16 protein-coding genes are annotated in these 14,400 nt (G+C 41.2%); 1 reads left to right on the plus strand and 15 read right to left on the minus strand.

Annotated features, from left to right (window positions below):
• Positions 1-16: 16 nt before the first annotated feature.
• The 9 genes from yjgA to mazG all read right to left on the minus strand — a co-directional run bounded on the left by yjgA (position 17) and on the right by mazG (position 6,667).
• Positions 17-553 carry a ribosome biogenesis factor YjgA gene (gene yjgA / locus BLV99_RS00435; RefSeq protein ID WP_086183782.1) on the minus strand — a complete coding sequence of 179 codons (537 nt, stop codon included), beginning with the start codon at positions 551-553 and terminating at the stop codon, positions 17-19.
• Positions 554-555: 2 nt separating this feature from the next.
• On the minus strand, positions 556-825 hold the full coding sequence (locus BLV99_RS00440; protein ID WP_034696949.1) for an HPr family phosphocarrier protein: 270 nt from the start codon (positions 823-825) through the stop codon (positions 556-558).
• Complete coding sequence (gene rapZ, locus BLV99_RS00445) at positions 822-1,673, minus strand: RNase adapter RapZ (protein ID WP_004649821.1); 852 nt, start codon at positions 1,671-1,673, stop codon at positions 822-824. The genes BLV99_RS00440 and rapZ overlap by 4 nt, the downstream gene beginning before the upstream one ends.
• Before the next feature lie 38 nt (positions 1,674-1,711).
• Positions 1,712-2,557 carry a pantoate--beta-alanine ligase gene (gene panC / locus BLV99_RS00450; protein WP_086183783.1) on the minus strand — a complete coding sequence of 282 codons (846 nt, stop codon included), beginning with the start codon at positions 2,555-2,557 and terminating at the stop codon, positions 1,712-1,714.
• A gap of 2 nt (positions 2,558-2,559) precedes the next feature.
• Positions 2,560-3,369, minus strand: coding sequence for a 3-methyl-2-oxobutanoate hydroxymethyltransferase (panB, locus tag BLV99_RS00455; RefSeq protein ID WP_092686643.1), 810 nt, complete (start codon positions 3,367-3,369; stop codon positions 2,560-2,562).
• A 39-nt stretch (positions 3,370-3,408) separates the two neighbouring features.
• Positions 3,409-3,897: a 2-amino-4-hydroxy-6-hydroxymethyldihydropteridine diphosphokinase gene (folK, locus tag BLV99_RS00460; protein WP_092686646.1), complete on the minus strand. Its 489-nt coding sequence runs from the start codon at positions 3,895-3,897 to the stop codon at positions 3,409-3,411.
• Complete coding sequence (pcnB, locus tag BLV99_RS00465) at positions 3,894-5,351, minus strand: polynucleotide adenylyltransferase PcnB (protein WP_086183784.1); 1,458 nt, start codon at positions 5,349-5,351, stop codon at positions 3,894-3,896. The genes folK and pcnB overlap by 4 nt, the downstream gene beginning before the upstream one ends.
• A gap of 136 nt (positions 5,352-5,487) precedes the next feature.
• Positions 5,488-5,895, minus strand: coding sequence for a ComEA family DNA-binding protein (locus BLV99_RS00470; protein WP_092686649.1), 408 nt, complete (start codon positions 5,893-5,895; stop codon positions 5,488-5,490).
• A gap of 10 nt (positions 5,896-5,905) precedes the next feature.
• Positions 5,906-6,667: a nucleoside triphosphate pyrophosphohydrolase gene (gene mazG, locus BLV99_RS00475; protein ID WP_092686652.1), complete on the minus strand. Its 762-nt coding sequence runs from the start codon at positions 6,665-6,667 to the stop codon at positions 5,906-5,908.
• Positions 6,668-6,788: 121 nt separating this feature from the next.
• On the opposite strand from mazG, the gene BLV99_RS00480 reads away from it, so the two are divergent.
• The gene (locus BLV99_RS00480) at positions 6,789-7,562 is read left to right on the plus strand and encodes an SDR family oxidoreductase (protein ID WP_092686655.1); all 774 of its coding nucleotides are present in this window, start codon (positions 6,789-6,791) and stop codon (positions 7,560-7,562) included.
• Between the two features lie 207 nt (positions 7,563-7,769).
• Here the strand turns inward: BLV99_RS00480 and BLV99_RS00485 are convergent, their stop codons facing one another.
• The 6 genes from BLV99_RS00485 to ispG form a co-directional block, all read right to left on the minus strand.
• The gene (locus BLV99_RS00485; protein ID WP_092687124.1) at positions 7,770-8,417 is read right to left on the minus strand and encodes a 4'-phosphopantetheinyl transferase family protein; all 648 of its coding nucleotides are present in this window, start codon (positions 8,415-8,417) and stop codon (positions 7,770-7,772) included.
• A gap of 90 nt (positions 8,418-8,507) precedes the next feature.
• Entirely contained in the window at positions 8,508-9,917 is a 1,410-nt protein-coding gene (gene der / locus BLV99_RS00490) for a ribosome biogenesis GTPase Der (RefSeq protein ID WP_086165008.1), read from the minus strand.
• 169 nt (positions 9,918-10,086) lie between these two features.
• Positions 10,087-11,235 carry an outer membrane protein assembly factor BamB gene (gene bamB / locus BLV99_RS00495; RefSeq protein ID WP_086183789.1) on the minus strand — a complete coding sequence of 383 codons (1,149 nt, stop codon included), beginning with the start codon at positions 11,233-11,235 and terminating at the stop codon, positions 10,087-10,089.
• A complete protein-coding gene (locus tag BLV99_RS00500) occupies positions 11,235-11,936 on the minus strand; it encodes a YfgM family protein (protein ID WP_086183790.1) in 702 nt (233 codons plus the stop codon). Before BLV99_RS00500 ends, bamB begins: the two co-directional genes overlap by 1 nt.
• A gap of 30 nt (positions 11,937-11,966) precedes the next feature.
• Positions 11,967-13,262 (minus strand): histidine--tRNA ligase, encoded by a 1,296-nt coding sequence (gene hisS / locus BLV99_RS00505; protein WP_086183791.1) that lies wholly within the window; start codon positions 13,260-13,262, stop codon positions 11,967-11,969.
• A gap of 7 nt (positions 13,263-13,269) precedes the next feature.
• Complete coding sequence (ispG, locus tag BLV99_RS00510) at positions 13,270-14,385, minus strand: flavodoxin-dependent (E)-4-hydroxy-3-methylbut-2-enyl-diphosphate synthase (RefSeq protein WP_092686658.1); 1,116 nt, start codon at positions 14,383-14,385, stop codon at positions 13,270-13,272.
• Positions 14,386-14,400 lie beyond the last annotated feature (15 nt).

The following is a 14,400-nucleotide window of genomic DNA, read 5'->3' on the forward strand; positions in this document are numbered from 1 at the left end:
TTTAAAGGTAAACAAATTAATTGTCTGAAATTAAAGCCACTTGTTGGATGTAATTAAACAATTTGAGCTTTGAAGCGGCCAATTCATCTTCAGTCAATTGTTTTGCAATATCACGATGAATACGCAAAATATGCTGACGAATTGGATGATGCTCTGCCGCATTATGCGCTTTCATAAATTCCTTAATCACAGGATCACCTTGAGCAATCATACGATCTACCCAACGGTTCAATTGTGCTGTTTTTTTCGCACCTTGCTGTGGCGTTAAATAAGATAAAATTACGGTTTCATCTTCATTACGCAACAATTTACCAATACGTAAAAATTGGCGACGACGTGCTTCATGTGAAGTAATACTACGCACATCTAACAAAGCATCAATTAAACGCTCTTCCACTGGAAGTTTCTGAATTTGTTTCAGGCTCAATTCAGCCAATTGTTCACCTAAAGCAGCCATACGTTGCACTGCTTTTTTTTGTTCGGTTTTACTTGCACGCCCTTCTAAAGTGTCAAAGTCATCTTCAGTAAAACGCTGTTGCGGTCGACGTGCCACGATTAATCTGCCTCGTAAAATTTTGCTGCAAATAGTGCCTGAATTTCAGATAAAGCTTGTTCTTCATCTGCACCATCAAGCACTAAACGTAAAGTTGTGCCCTTGCCTGCACCAAGCATGAGCAAGGACATAATATTTTTTGCATCAACTAATTTATCACCTTTACCAATTTGAATCGATGAACGAAATTTGGTGGTGACTTCGATTAGCTTTCCAGACGCACGCGCATGTAAACCTAGTTTATTAATTACGTCAACAGTTGTGTCAATCATGACCAGTGCTTCATTTCCCTGTGTAAGACCTGAATAGACCATTTTTCCTCAAGGGCTTTTTTAAGTCTATCCACGATATATACTGAACGGTGCTGCCCTCCCGTACACCCAATGGACACTGTCATATAGTGACGGTGACCTTCGGCAAAGGCAGGCAACCACTTATCTAAAAAATGGTAAATATCTTGGAACATCTCATTGGTTTGTTCACTTTGTAGCAAAAACTGTTGCACAGGTAAATCTAACCCTGAATATTTTCGCAACTCCAAATCCCAATGTGGATTAGGCAAATGACGTACGTCAAACACATAATCGGCATCAAGTGGAATACCGTGTTTATAACCAAAAGATTGTAAAATTAAAATTAAGTTATCCGATTGCCCAAGTTTGGACAATAAAGTGTGCTTTAAATCATGCACACTTTTATCGGTGGTATCAATATGTACTGTTGAGCGTAATTGTATCGGAAGTAATAATGTTTTTTCTTCCTGAATACATTCAGTCAAACTTTTAAAACGACTGGCTAAAGGATGTGGGCGACGTGATGCACTAAAACGAGAAATCAATTCTTGGTCTTGCGTGGTCAAATAAATAATATCAACCGAACCATGTTTCTGTAATTGTTCAAAAACATGGTCAAATTCTTGCAAATCTGCGCGAGTACTACGGACATCCACCCCTAAAGCCAATTGCTCTAGATTATTTTCACGATCCAGCTTCGCCACAATTTCAGGCAGCAAGGCCAAAGGTAAATTATCAATACAGTAGTAACCTAGATCCTCAAGCACCTGCAAGGCAGATGATTTTCCTGATCCAGATTGTCCTGTAACGATTAAAATACGCTTCATGGCAAGGCTATCCTTTAGCTTATGCTGTTTGCTTAAAACTATACCGTTTGTTTAACTTGTAAGTTATCAATCAGTCGAGTAGTTCCTAATTTAGCCGCAATAAATAGAATAACATTCTGATTAAATTCTTCAATTTTTTGCAATTCAGGTGTACGTGCTTCCACATAATCCACAATAAAACCAACTTGTGTCAACGTATGCTTAATATTTTCTAACACTTCTACAAGACTAACACCATTGTGTAGCTCTTGTTCAGCCGCTTTTAAACTTTGGAAAATGGTCGGTGCTATTTTACGCTGTTCTTCAGTTAAATAGCCATTACGCGAACTAAGTGCCAAACCATCTTCTGCACGCGTAATTGGTACACCTATCACTTCTAACGGAATATTCAAATCACGTACAAACTGACGAATCACCGCCAGTTGCTGATAATCTTTTTGTCCAAAGAAAGCAAAATTCGGCTGTACAATGTTAAACAATTTTGTGACAACCACTGCCACGCCATCAAAGTGACCTGGACGCTGTAAACCACATAAATCATTGGTGATATCAGACACGCTAATATTGGTGAAGCGTGGTTTGTTACCATACATTTGTTCAACGGTAGGCGCAAAAACAATGTCACAACCCACATCGGCTAACAAACGACTATCCTGCTCCAAAGTACGCGGATAATTTTCAAAATCTTCATTTGGACCAAATTGAATGGGATTGACAAAAATACTGACCACCACGACATCACATAATTTACGTGCTTCACGCACCAAGTTTAAATGACCTTCGTGTAAATTTCCCATGGTCGGAACAAAACCAATAATTTTTCGCGCTGATCGAGCTGGACTGAGTGACGCTGATAATCCTTGAATCGTGGTTTCTGTTTTCATGTTTACAGCTCGACTTGAAAAGTGTGTTCTTTAGCAGGGAAAGAGCCCTCTAGTACCGCAGCATGGTAGGCTTTAAAAGCATCCAAAATTGCAGTTTCTCCCGCTTGTTCTTTCATAAAGTTACGCACAAATTTAGCCACGCGACCAAAGGTCAAGCCCAGCATATCTTGAACAACCAGTACTTGACCGTCAGTATCGACACCCGCCCCAATACCAATCACAGGCACATCAGGAAACAATTCACTAATTTCTTTGCCTAATTGTGCAGGCACACATTCTAATAATAATAAAGATGCACCCGCTTCAACCACTGCTTTACAATCAGCAATTAAGCGATCCGCAGCTTCACGTGTACGTGCTTGTAGTTTATAGCCACCAAAGACATGCACCGATTGTGGGGTTAAACCTAAATGTACACAGACTGGAATACCATTTCGGGTCAAAACAGTGACGATTTCACTTAACCATGCACCGCCTTCCATTTTGACCATTTGCGCACCCGCTTGCATCACAGTTTTTGAACTGCTTAAAGCATCATTTAAAGTGGCGTAACTCATAAACGGCAAATCGGTCATAATAAAGGCATGCTGATTACCACGGCGTACTGCTGCTGTATGGTAAGCCATATCTTCTACAGTAACGGGCAACGTTGAATCACGTCCCTGAATCGCCATCCCCAAAGAATCGCCAATTAAAATACTGTCGACTTGTGCAAGTTCCATTGCTTTCGCCATACTGGCGTCGTAACAAGTCAAACAAGAAAATTTGCGGCCATTGGTTTTAAATTGTCTTAAGTCACTGAGACTAATCATCAAGATGTTCCTCTAACACGTTCCAAGAACATGTCTAAATTAAATATTTGACCAAGAGTCATCATCCAAAACAGCAACTGTCGGATGTTGTACCACGGGTAAATCTTTTAATCGTTGTGCTTTGATTTCTATATTTACATCTAAGTCTAACAAAGGGATCACCACAAAATCTCGCTCAAACAGCCCAACATGTGGCACCGTTAAACGAGCATTGTGTATGTGTTGCTGACCATAGACCAGTAAGTCTAAATCTAAAGTCCGTTCACCCCAATGGCGTAAACGTACTCGACCAGACTCTTGCTCAAAACATTGCAATTGGTCTAATAAAGCCAAAGGGGCTAAATCGGTTTGCAACTGTACCACCGCATTTAAATAATTCGGTTGGTCTTGTGGTCCCATGGGCGGACTTTGATATAACTTCGATGTTTTCACTGTTCCAAGCGTTGCCAGCTTTTGCACAGCTTCGATCAGAATTTGCCGTGAGTCACCCAAGTTACTGCCTAAACCAATATAAGTTACAGTGGTCATTGTGTCGGCCCAAAGACCACTTGGTTTAAATCGCGTTTGACCCGTTTACGTTTTAAAATTGGGTGATCTGCTCGAATTTCCGAACCCCCTGAAGTCACCATTTGAACAGGTCTTTCAGGTTTGCTTCTGTCCCTGCTGCGCTCACGACGACTGCGTGGTGCAGTCTCTTGAACCAAAGGCTCAATCTCAACAGACACCGATTTAGGCTCAACCACATCCCCAGTTTGAGCTTTACGACGGCTTTTTGCACGTTGGCGGTTGTATTGACTAATGGCACGTTCTTTTTCATCGGTGCTCATCAACTGATACGAATCCCACCACGTTCCCATGCCTTGTGTGCTTTGATCACCTGACTTCTCTCGAAGTAACAGGAAGTCAAATCCTGCACGGAAACGTGCATGGGTAGACAAGGCTTGAATTTGCTGTGGTTTAGGGCTAAGCAAACGGGTTTGCATTTCCCAAACTTCACGAATAAAGGTTTCTGCAAAACGTGGAATAATGGTTCGCGTGGCTTGACGTTTTAAAACATCTAAACCCGCTTGTGCTCGCGCTTCAGCAGCAACCATGCCTTTATTTGCATAAAACTCACAACGCTCTAAAAAAGGTTTCCATAACAAAACCGCATAGAAAAATGCAGGATTGATGGTTTTACCTATTTGAATACGTTGATCAGTATTGATGGCAGCACGTTCAATAAAGGTTGAGATCTCTGGATCGATGTCTGCAAAGAGCTGACGCCAAATATCAAAATCGATCAGCATCGGGAGCACACGATTCAAATGCCCCATAGTGAATAATTTCTGCGATTCATCATATAAACGATGCGGAGAAATATCACGTAGCAACTGGGTCATTTCAGGGGTAAAAACCTCTAAAATGTCAGGTGCAATACTAAAATTCAATTTTGCTGCAAAGCGTAAAGTACGCAGCATACGGACAGGATCTTCTTCAAAACGTAAAGTTGGATCGCCCAGTAAGCGTAAAGTTTTATTTTTTATGTCATCAATGGCATGACAAAAATCGAGTACGATGCCTTTACGTGGTTGATAATACATCGCATTAATCGAAAAATCACGGCGAGCAAAATCTTGCTCAATCGTGCCCCAATTATTATCTCGTAAAATCATGCCCGAAGCAGAAGTGACCGCTTTTTTCGGTGGCGCACGGAAAGTCGCAACTTCGACCAGTTCTCGACCGGAATAAACATGAGCAAGCTCAAAACGTCGTCCAATAATACGACAACGTCGTCCGAAAACTTCTTTCACTTGAGCAGGTGTAGCATTGGTGACGGCATCAAAATCTTTAGGATTTAGACCCAACATTAAGTCACGAACACCACCACCAACGATATACGCTTCAAAGCCTGCCTTGGTTAAGGCATCGATAACATCTAAGATGTAAGAAGGTAATTGAGCGGTTGATAAACCACATTTTGACGCGTGCAAAGTTTGCAAAAGACGCTGTCTCCTACGTCTGAACGTAAAATATCTAAGATGACGCTAATCATATATCTAACACAATCAAAGGGCAATTTGATTATCTCAATGCTCGATATATTGTTCGCCCCTTCGTACTCACCTAAAGCATAAATTACAGACCTAATCGGTCTTTATTCTTGGCAAATAAAGCAGGCCCAATGCCCTTCACCTGCTGCAATTCCTCAATGTTTTTAAATTTTCCATTTTTTTGACGATAGGCAATAATCGCTTCTGCTTTTTTTAATCCAATACCCGATAATTCTTGTAATTGCGCTAAATTGGCTTGATTCAAACTTATTTTAGCAGCACTGGATGCTTGTAAAGCCGGCTTTGCCAAATAATGATTTTGGGTTGTGGAGACACGTGGAATTTTTAAACGTGCATCTTGGGCTTCTTGTTCCGCCTTCCACTTTAAATATTGTTGGTCAAATTGTTGCGCATAAAGAGTCGACCCGCCCAACAAGGAGATAAATACTCCTAAATAAAAAATACGCTGAAGTAACTGTGTTATTTTTTTCATTGCACACCTATTATTTTAATTGTTGTTTCGCCTGCTCCCACAATTGATCCATTTCTGCTAAAGAAAGCGCTTCAATTTTTTGCTGTTTTTGTCCAGCCTGATCTTCAATGAAAGCAAAGCGTGTTCTAAATTTATGAATGGTGCTTAAAAGTGCCATTTCACTCGACACGCCAAGTTTACGTCCAACATTGATCAGTGAAAATAAGCAATCCCCAAATTCGTCGAATATTTCGTCGGAATTTTGATTGTCTATCGCTTGCTGCAATTCAGCTAATTCTTCATTTAATTTTCCATAAGCACCTGCAATATCAGCAAAATCAAAACCGATATGTGCTGCATTTTTTTGGATTGCATCTGCCTGTTGAAGGGCAGGTCCATGTTTAATCTCATCTAAACGAGATTGAGCTTTGCCCTGTTTTTCTTGCTGCTTAATTTGCTTCCACAGCACCGCAACATCCGCAGAACTTAATGGTGAAAATTGTTCTGCCTGAAATACATGTGGATGACGACGAATTAATTTTTCAGTGATCGCCTGCACGACATCGTCAAAATTAAAAGCTCCCTGCTCGCTAAACATTTGCGCTTGAAAAACCACTTGCAGCAGCAGATCACCCAGTTCATCTCGAATTTCATCGGTGTTACCGTCTCGAATCGCGGCTTCCACTTCATAAGCCTCTTCTATGGCATATTTGGTTAAACTTTCTGGTGTTTGTTGTTGATCCCATGGACATTTTTCACGTAACTCACGCATCACTGCCAATAACTCATCCACGTTTTTATCACTCCAATCACGTTATATAAACTTAGATTTTCACTGTTAATATTTGTTATGCTCAAGTCAAATAAATGCAAAACCGAAGCGCGACAAAAACAAAATAAACAGGGAAAATGACATGCACAGTATATTTATTAGTGGGGCAGCACAAGGCATTGGCGCTGCAATTGCAACGCTGTTTTATCAACATGGCTACAAAGTGGGCATTTATGATATTAACGCTGTTCAAGCGCAAAAACTGGCCCAACAATGGGGACCACAGGCCAAAGCAGGGTTACTAGATGTGTCCAACTATAGTCAATGGCAACAGGCGCTAAGCGAATTTCAGGCTTGGGCAGGTGAAATTAATGTGTTGGTCAATAATGCAGGGATTTTATATTCAGGTGCTTTTGAACAGACCGATATTGCCGCACATCATCGTACCATCGACATTAATGTCAAAGGGGTTTTAAATGGTTGCCATGCAGCTTTGCCCTTTTTAAAACAAGCCTCGTTTGCTCGAATCATTAACTTATCTTCGGCTTCAGCTATTTATGGACAGGCTGATTTGGTGTCTTATTCTGCCAGTAAGTTTGCCGTGCGCGGCATTACCGAAGGATTAGACATTGAATGGCAAAAATATGGCATACGGGTTTTAGATGTGATGCCACTGTTTGTACAAACCACTATGGTTAAAGATATGGATGCTGGCAGCATTCAAAATATGGGGGTACATTTAAGCGCCCATGATGTCGCAGAACAGATTTATCAATTGGTGCAACGCCAAGATACGATCTTTACACCAACACACCAGCCTGTGGGCTTGAAAAGCAAACTGCTCTTTACCCTGTCGGGCATGAGTCCACAGTTTGTCAATCGAATCGGCAATCGCATACTGGCCAAAAGAAAATAAGTTCCATCAAAAAAAGCCTGTCTTTCGATAGGCTTTTATATTCCATAAAGCTTTACTCAACCAAATACCCTATGCAATAAACTTCATATTTAGCCACACACAACCAACATCACATTTAATATTGCGATCATTTCCTTCTGCACCGTTTCTATCTCTTTTCGATCAGACATTTTTAGCAACCATCCCATTTAAAAATTTCTTAACAAACTATAACGCAGAAATAATTTGAATTTTGGGAAAAGCAAAACCATTACAAGAAGCTTCGGAACGCCATGCAACCGTAAGCATCACCTGCGCCAAATGAAAATTTTGATAGGCAAATGTCCCAATTAAGGGGTGATAACATAATCCACCATCATGAATTGGATGCACCCGCGTTTCTAATTCATTTAAGTTCAAACGCACCCCCAACCCTGCGGCTTTTAAAACTGCTTCTTTGGTGGTCCAAACCTTAAACCAATAATGCCGATCTTGTGCTAAGGCATGCCAATGCTGTAATTCATTGGGATGAAATGCATGTGCTGCTAATGCATCAAAGCGTACCTTGCGGTCTAAGTCTTCAACATCCACACCCAAATCGTGCATCTGCCGACTACTTGCTAAGGCATAATGTTTGTGGCTATGGCTATGATTGAAATAGAATTTAGGAAAATTGATTAAATAGGGTTTGCCGTACTCGGTCTGAGCAAAATCCTGTTGTTGTAACTCAATCTGTAATTGCTCGGACAACAATTGATTGCGATAACCATAGACCGCCTGCTTTTGCAGCTGAATTTTAGCCTTACGATCCAATGTTGGAGATAATGGTACAATATGCTCCAGTGTATCCACATCTACACGTATCAGTCTGGTCACATCAATCACCTGATCAAAAAATATCATCACATCTTAAAAGAAAAAAGCCCAAAGTAAACTTCGGGCTTTCTGCTATCTAAACCAAATCAATTAGCTTTTATATTTCTTAGCAGCCTTTTTAAATTTCTGCACATAACGACGTTTACGTGCTAACACACGCTCATTCACTTGAGACTTACGACCTTCAAATGGATTTTCAGACGTTTTAAACTCAATTCGAACCGGTGTACCTTCAAGCTTATAAACTTTACGAAATACATTCTCAAGATAACGGCGATAATCTGCTGGGGTTTTATCCACCTTATTACCATGAACTACAATCGTTGGTGGATTTTGTCCACCCATATGCGCATAACGCATTTTAATACGACGACCACTAATCATCGGCGGTTGATGTGCTTCAGTCGCATCATTCAAAATCTGCGTAATTTTCGCAGGTGAAACTTTTAAATGCGAAGAATCATAAGCACGATGGATTGAAGGATATAACTCACCTACCCCTGTACCATGTAATGCAGAAATGAGATGCACTTTTGCCCATGGAATAAAGTCAAAACGACGGTCAACATCAAGCTTACATTGCTTGCGGTCGTAGTCCGTCATGTTGTCCCATTTATTGATGGCAATCACCATGGCACGACCTGCTTCTAAAGCATAGCCAATTAAATGGAGGTCTTGCTCTACTACACCCTCACGGGCATCTAGAACAACCACAATGACATGGGCATCTTTGATCGCTTGTAAAGTTTTAACAATTGAGAATTTCTCAATCATTTCATCTACTTTACCTTTACGGCGCACACCTGCGGTATCAATTAAGGTGTATTGACGACCATCACGCTCAAAAGGAATATAAATCGAATCACGTGTTGTACCCGGTTCGTCAAATGCGACTACACGCTCTTCACCCAACAAACGGTTAACCAAGGTCGACTTACCGACGTTTGGACGACCAATAATCGCTAAACGCAGACCTGTTGCTTTATCGTGTGCAGCACCATCTTCATCTTCAGGAACGTCTTCAAGCACTTCCTCAAGCATTTGTGCCACACCACGACCATGACTGGCCGCAACGTGTAATGGCTCACCAAAGCCCAGTTGATAAAACTCAACCACAGCAGCTTCAGCATGAACGCCATCGACTTTATTCGCCACGAGGTAAACTTTTTTACCCAAAGTACGAATTTCACGGGCAATCTGTTCATCAGATGCAAGTAGTCCTGCGCGTGCATCGACTACAAAAACAATAATATCTGCTTCATTGATGGCGGTTTTAGACTGTTCTGCCATATAGGCATCAATACCACCTTCACTTTCGCCAATACCGCCAGTATCGACCACAATAAATGATTTATTTTGGAAAACAGCATCGCCATATTTACGGTCACGCGTAAGACCAGCAAAGTCAGCAACGAGTGCATCACGGCTCTTGGTAATCTGATTAAATAATGTTGATTTTCCGACGTTCGGACGACCAATGAGCGCAATTACGGGTTTCATAGATTAACCTTTATTCAAAATCAGCCAGTGAGACTGGTCTGAACATCAGAAACAATGGAAGAAAATAAAATATAAATAACTAAATAAAACACGGGGCATTGAAAATTTTCAAATACCCCGTGTTCAAAAAATACGGATTTCGCCTAGTTTAACATAAGCTAGAACAAAATTAACGATTCTGCCAAACGCTTAACGCACCCTTTCGAGTGGAAACATACAGCTGATTATCAATTACACGTAATGAACGTACTTCACCACTGGTTTTTGAACGACCAATCAGTTGCCCAGAAGTTGGATCAATTAAGTGTAATACACCATCAAGATCACCCACTACAAGGTCTTGACCAAGAACAACAGGATTGCTTAATTGACGATTCAGCAAACTGTCGTTTTGCCACAGTTGTTCACCTGTTGTCAGTGCATAAGCCGTAATTTTACCATCAGCTTGAGCAACATAAACGGTGTTATTAAATACTTCTGGACGTAAAATACTGCTTGCATCTTCACTCCACACCACTTGTTGTGAAGCTAAATCAGTCACAGTGACCTGTCCTTGAAAACTGGTCGTCACCAAAAATTGTCCTGCAACGACAGGATCACCATCAATATCATTTAGACGTTGAATATCTGAACGACCTTCACTGACTGCAACACGGCGCTGCATACGCGGTATACCACTTAACACATCAAGCGCATAGACATAAGCATTGGATGAAGCAATTAAAACTGTACGCGAATCAAGTGCAACAGGGGATGCCATGCCACGTAAGCTAAATTGTACATTCGGCAAATTGTATGTCCAAACTTGCTGACCTGTCGCCAGATCATGGGCATAAACAGTACCGTCGTTGCTGACGCTAATCACGCGACCAGATTGAATCAATGAAGCCGACAATAAAGCACCTGATAACTGTGCTGTCCACTTTTGTTCACCTGTGGCTTGATCAAGGGCAAACAGTTGACCCTTTTTATTCCCAACAACAACAGTCCCTTCACTGGCTTCTACACCAGAGCTTAAGCCCTGTTTAGAAACTTGTTTTTCCCATAGACGTTGCTTTCCTTGGTAAGCACTTACTTCACCTTTAGGATCAAGGGCGAAAACCACCCCATTGTCCACATCTAAACGCAGACGTAATGGATCTTCTTCACTGGTTGAAGAAACGCTATGAGAAAATACAGGAACAAGACTTTTTGCTTGGACGAGTTTCGGCAATGGATTGGGTTTAACCTTCTCCACTTTAATTTTATTTGTTGAACAGCCAACAAGTGCAAAGGTTAAAATTGTTAGCGCAAAAGGTATTTTGTATTTTCTATCCATCATGACTCATCCACTTGTGTTTCTAAAATTGGGCGTTCAACTTCAGGATCATCAACTAAAACGCCGACACTTTCGAGTTTAATTTGTAAAATTTGACGTTCTTGTTGGCGTTCAACCAGTGCATCCCATGCACTTTGATAGGATTTTTTCGCATTTTCGATATCATTTTTAGCAACATACACATCACCGCGTGCTTCATCAGCTGTCGCTTTAAAAGCAGGATCCGTCACCAAAGATAAGGTTTTAATTGCTTCATCATATTTATTTTGAGCAAGCTGAGCATAAGCCAAACGCAGTTTAACCACTTGAACCAAGCCAGTATCATCTAGCTTAGAATTTTCAACTTTTTTCAATGCGCGTTCTGCATGTGCATAATCCGCTTTGTCATAAGCCAATTTTGCCATGAGCAATTGCGTTTGAATGGCTTGTGCAGAATCGGGTGCGTCTTTGACAATTTTGTCCGCAATTGCAGATAAAGCATTAAATGCATTGGGATTGCCTTGTGCATTCTTCGCATCATCCATCAACTGTTGAACTTTGGCTGTTTCCATTTGTGATTCAGCCAAATTTTTCTTCTGCCAATATTCCCAACCGAAAAAGGCAATCAACGCAATTAGAATCCCACTAATCATGGCAGAACCATATTTTTTAGTGAAAGATTTTAAGCTATCAAGTTGTTCATCATCACTCAATGCGTTCATGTGATTACCTTTTCCTTATGTTTTTTAAGCTTATTTTGAAGAAAATTTTTGAATGAAGAATGGTACAACATTTGCCACGGCAACTTCAGTTTGCTCGGCAGTCGCCAATTCTTTCACGGTTAATTGCTGCGCTTCCCACTCACGCTCACCGACAATCACAGCAAAAATAGCGCCGGACTGATCTGCTTTTTTCATTTGGCTCTTCATCGAACCTTGTGAACCGACTTTCAGACGAATATTACTATTTTCTGCTTCCAGTTGGTTACGAATTTGTTCTGCCAGAAGCAATGCTTTACCTTGCAATGCAGCATCTGATAATAAGAACACTTCGCAATCACGTACTGGTGTCTGGTCTTCAACTTGCTCAAGTAGAAGCAGTAAACGCTCCATTCCCATAGCAAAACCAACAGCAGGTACAGATTGATCGGCCTTGCCTTTCAATTGACCCACCAGACCGTCGTAACGACCACCTGCACAAATGGTGCCTTGTGAACCTAAATGTGTCGTTGTCCATTCAAAGACAGTTTTGTTGTAGTAGTCGAGACCACGTACCAATTTTTGGTTAATCACAAATTCTACGCCTGCATCAGTTAAATACTGTTGCAAGGTCGCAAAGTGATTCATGCTGTCTTCACCCATGAAATCATGCAGTTTTGGTGCATTTTCAAGGATTTGTTGTGTACGCGCATCTTTAGAATCCAAAATACGCAATGGATTGGTGGTTAAACGGCGCTGCGAATCTTCATCTAATTCAGCTTTATGCTGGTTCAAAAATTCAACCAATGCCGCACGGTATTCTGCACGTTCGTCCGACTCACCCAAAGTATTCAGTTCAAGCTGAACTTTATCGGCAACACCCATGCGTTTCCACAAACGTGCGGTCATTAGAATCAATTCAGCATCTTGGTCAGGTGTAGCAACACCAAATGTTTCCACACCAAATTGATGAAACTGACGGTAGCGACCTTTTTGTGGTTTTTCATAACGGAACATTGGACCGATATACCACACACGAGGGGTCGCACCACGAAGCAAATTATGCTCAAGCATGGCACGAACACAACCAGCTGTTCCTTCTGGACGTAAAGTCAAAGACTCTGGTGGATTACCTTTGTCCAGAAATGTATACATTTCTTTTTCGACAATATCCGTCGCGTCACCAATTGAGCGTTTGAACAAATTGGTTTGTTCAACGATAGGCAAACGAATCTGCTGATAACCATACGCATCCATAAGTGATGCTAAATGTTGCTCAAGACGTCTCCACGCAGCAGTTTGCGTTGGCAGAACGTCATTAAAACCTTTGATTGCGACAATTGAACTCATGACCTACTCAAAAACTTGTGCGAATAATTTCTTTAGATTTAGCTTCTTCAAGCTCGACTACACGTTGACGAACCATCGTTTCGATTTCATCAACCAACTGATTAGTATCAATTAAATGGCTTTTTTCACCATTACGATATACCAGTGAACGCGGTGCAGCACCCACAACGCCAATATCGGCTTCTTTGGCTTCGCCTGGGCCATTCACCTTACATCCAATGACAGATACATCCATTGGCGTACGAATATCTTCCAAACGTTCTTCTAAAGCTTGCATCACAGCAATCACGTTAAATTCTTGACGTGAACAACTTGGACAAGCAATAAAGTTAATGCCATTGGAACGTAAGCTCAGTGATTTTAAAATATCAAAACCAATTTTCACTTCTTCTTCAGGTTCAGCCGCCAATGAAATACGCATCGTATCACCGATACCTTCCATCAATAGACCACCTAACGCAATCGCAGATTTCACTGAACCAGTACGATAAATCCCTGCTTCGGTCACACCCAAATGCAACGGATTATCAATCTGTTGAGACAACAGACGGTAGGCATCCATGGTTAAAAACACATTGGATGCTTTCACTGAAATTTTAAATTCTTGGTAATTTAAACGGTCTAAAATATCAATGTGGCGCATGGCTGACTCAAGCAATGCCTGACCCGTTGGCTCACCATATTTTTTCTGAATATCTTTTTCTAACGAACCAGCATTCACCCCGATACGCATCGAAATATCATGATATTTTGCGGCAGCAACCACTTCACGAATTTTTGCTTCAGAACCAATATTACCCGGATTGATACGTAAACAATCCGCACCGGCATCTGCTACGGCCAAAGCAATTTTATAGTCAAAATGAATATCAGCAACCAAAGGTACACTGACTTGCTTACGAATTTCACCAAAAGCGGCTGCGGCTTCCATTGAAGGCACAGAAACACGCATGATGTCCGCACCCGCTTCGGCACAACGTTGAATTTGCGCAACCGTTGCAGCGACATCACAGGTTTCAGTATTGGTCATACTCTGGATGCTAATTGGTGCATCGCCACCCACGTAGACTGAACCAACACGAATTTTACGAGTGGGACGACGCTTAATTGGATTTACAATCATGAATATCGCTCTTCT

The organism is Acinetobacter kyonggiensis, from assembly GCF_900107285.1.
Classification (GTDB): domain Bacteria; phylum Pseudomonadota; class Gammaproteobacteria; order Pseudomonadales; family Moraxellaceae; genus Acinetobacter; species Acinetobacter kyonggiensis.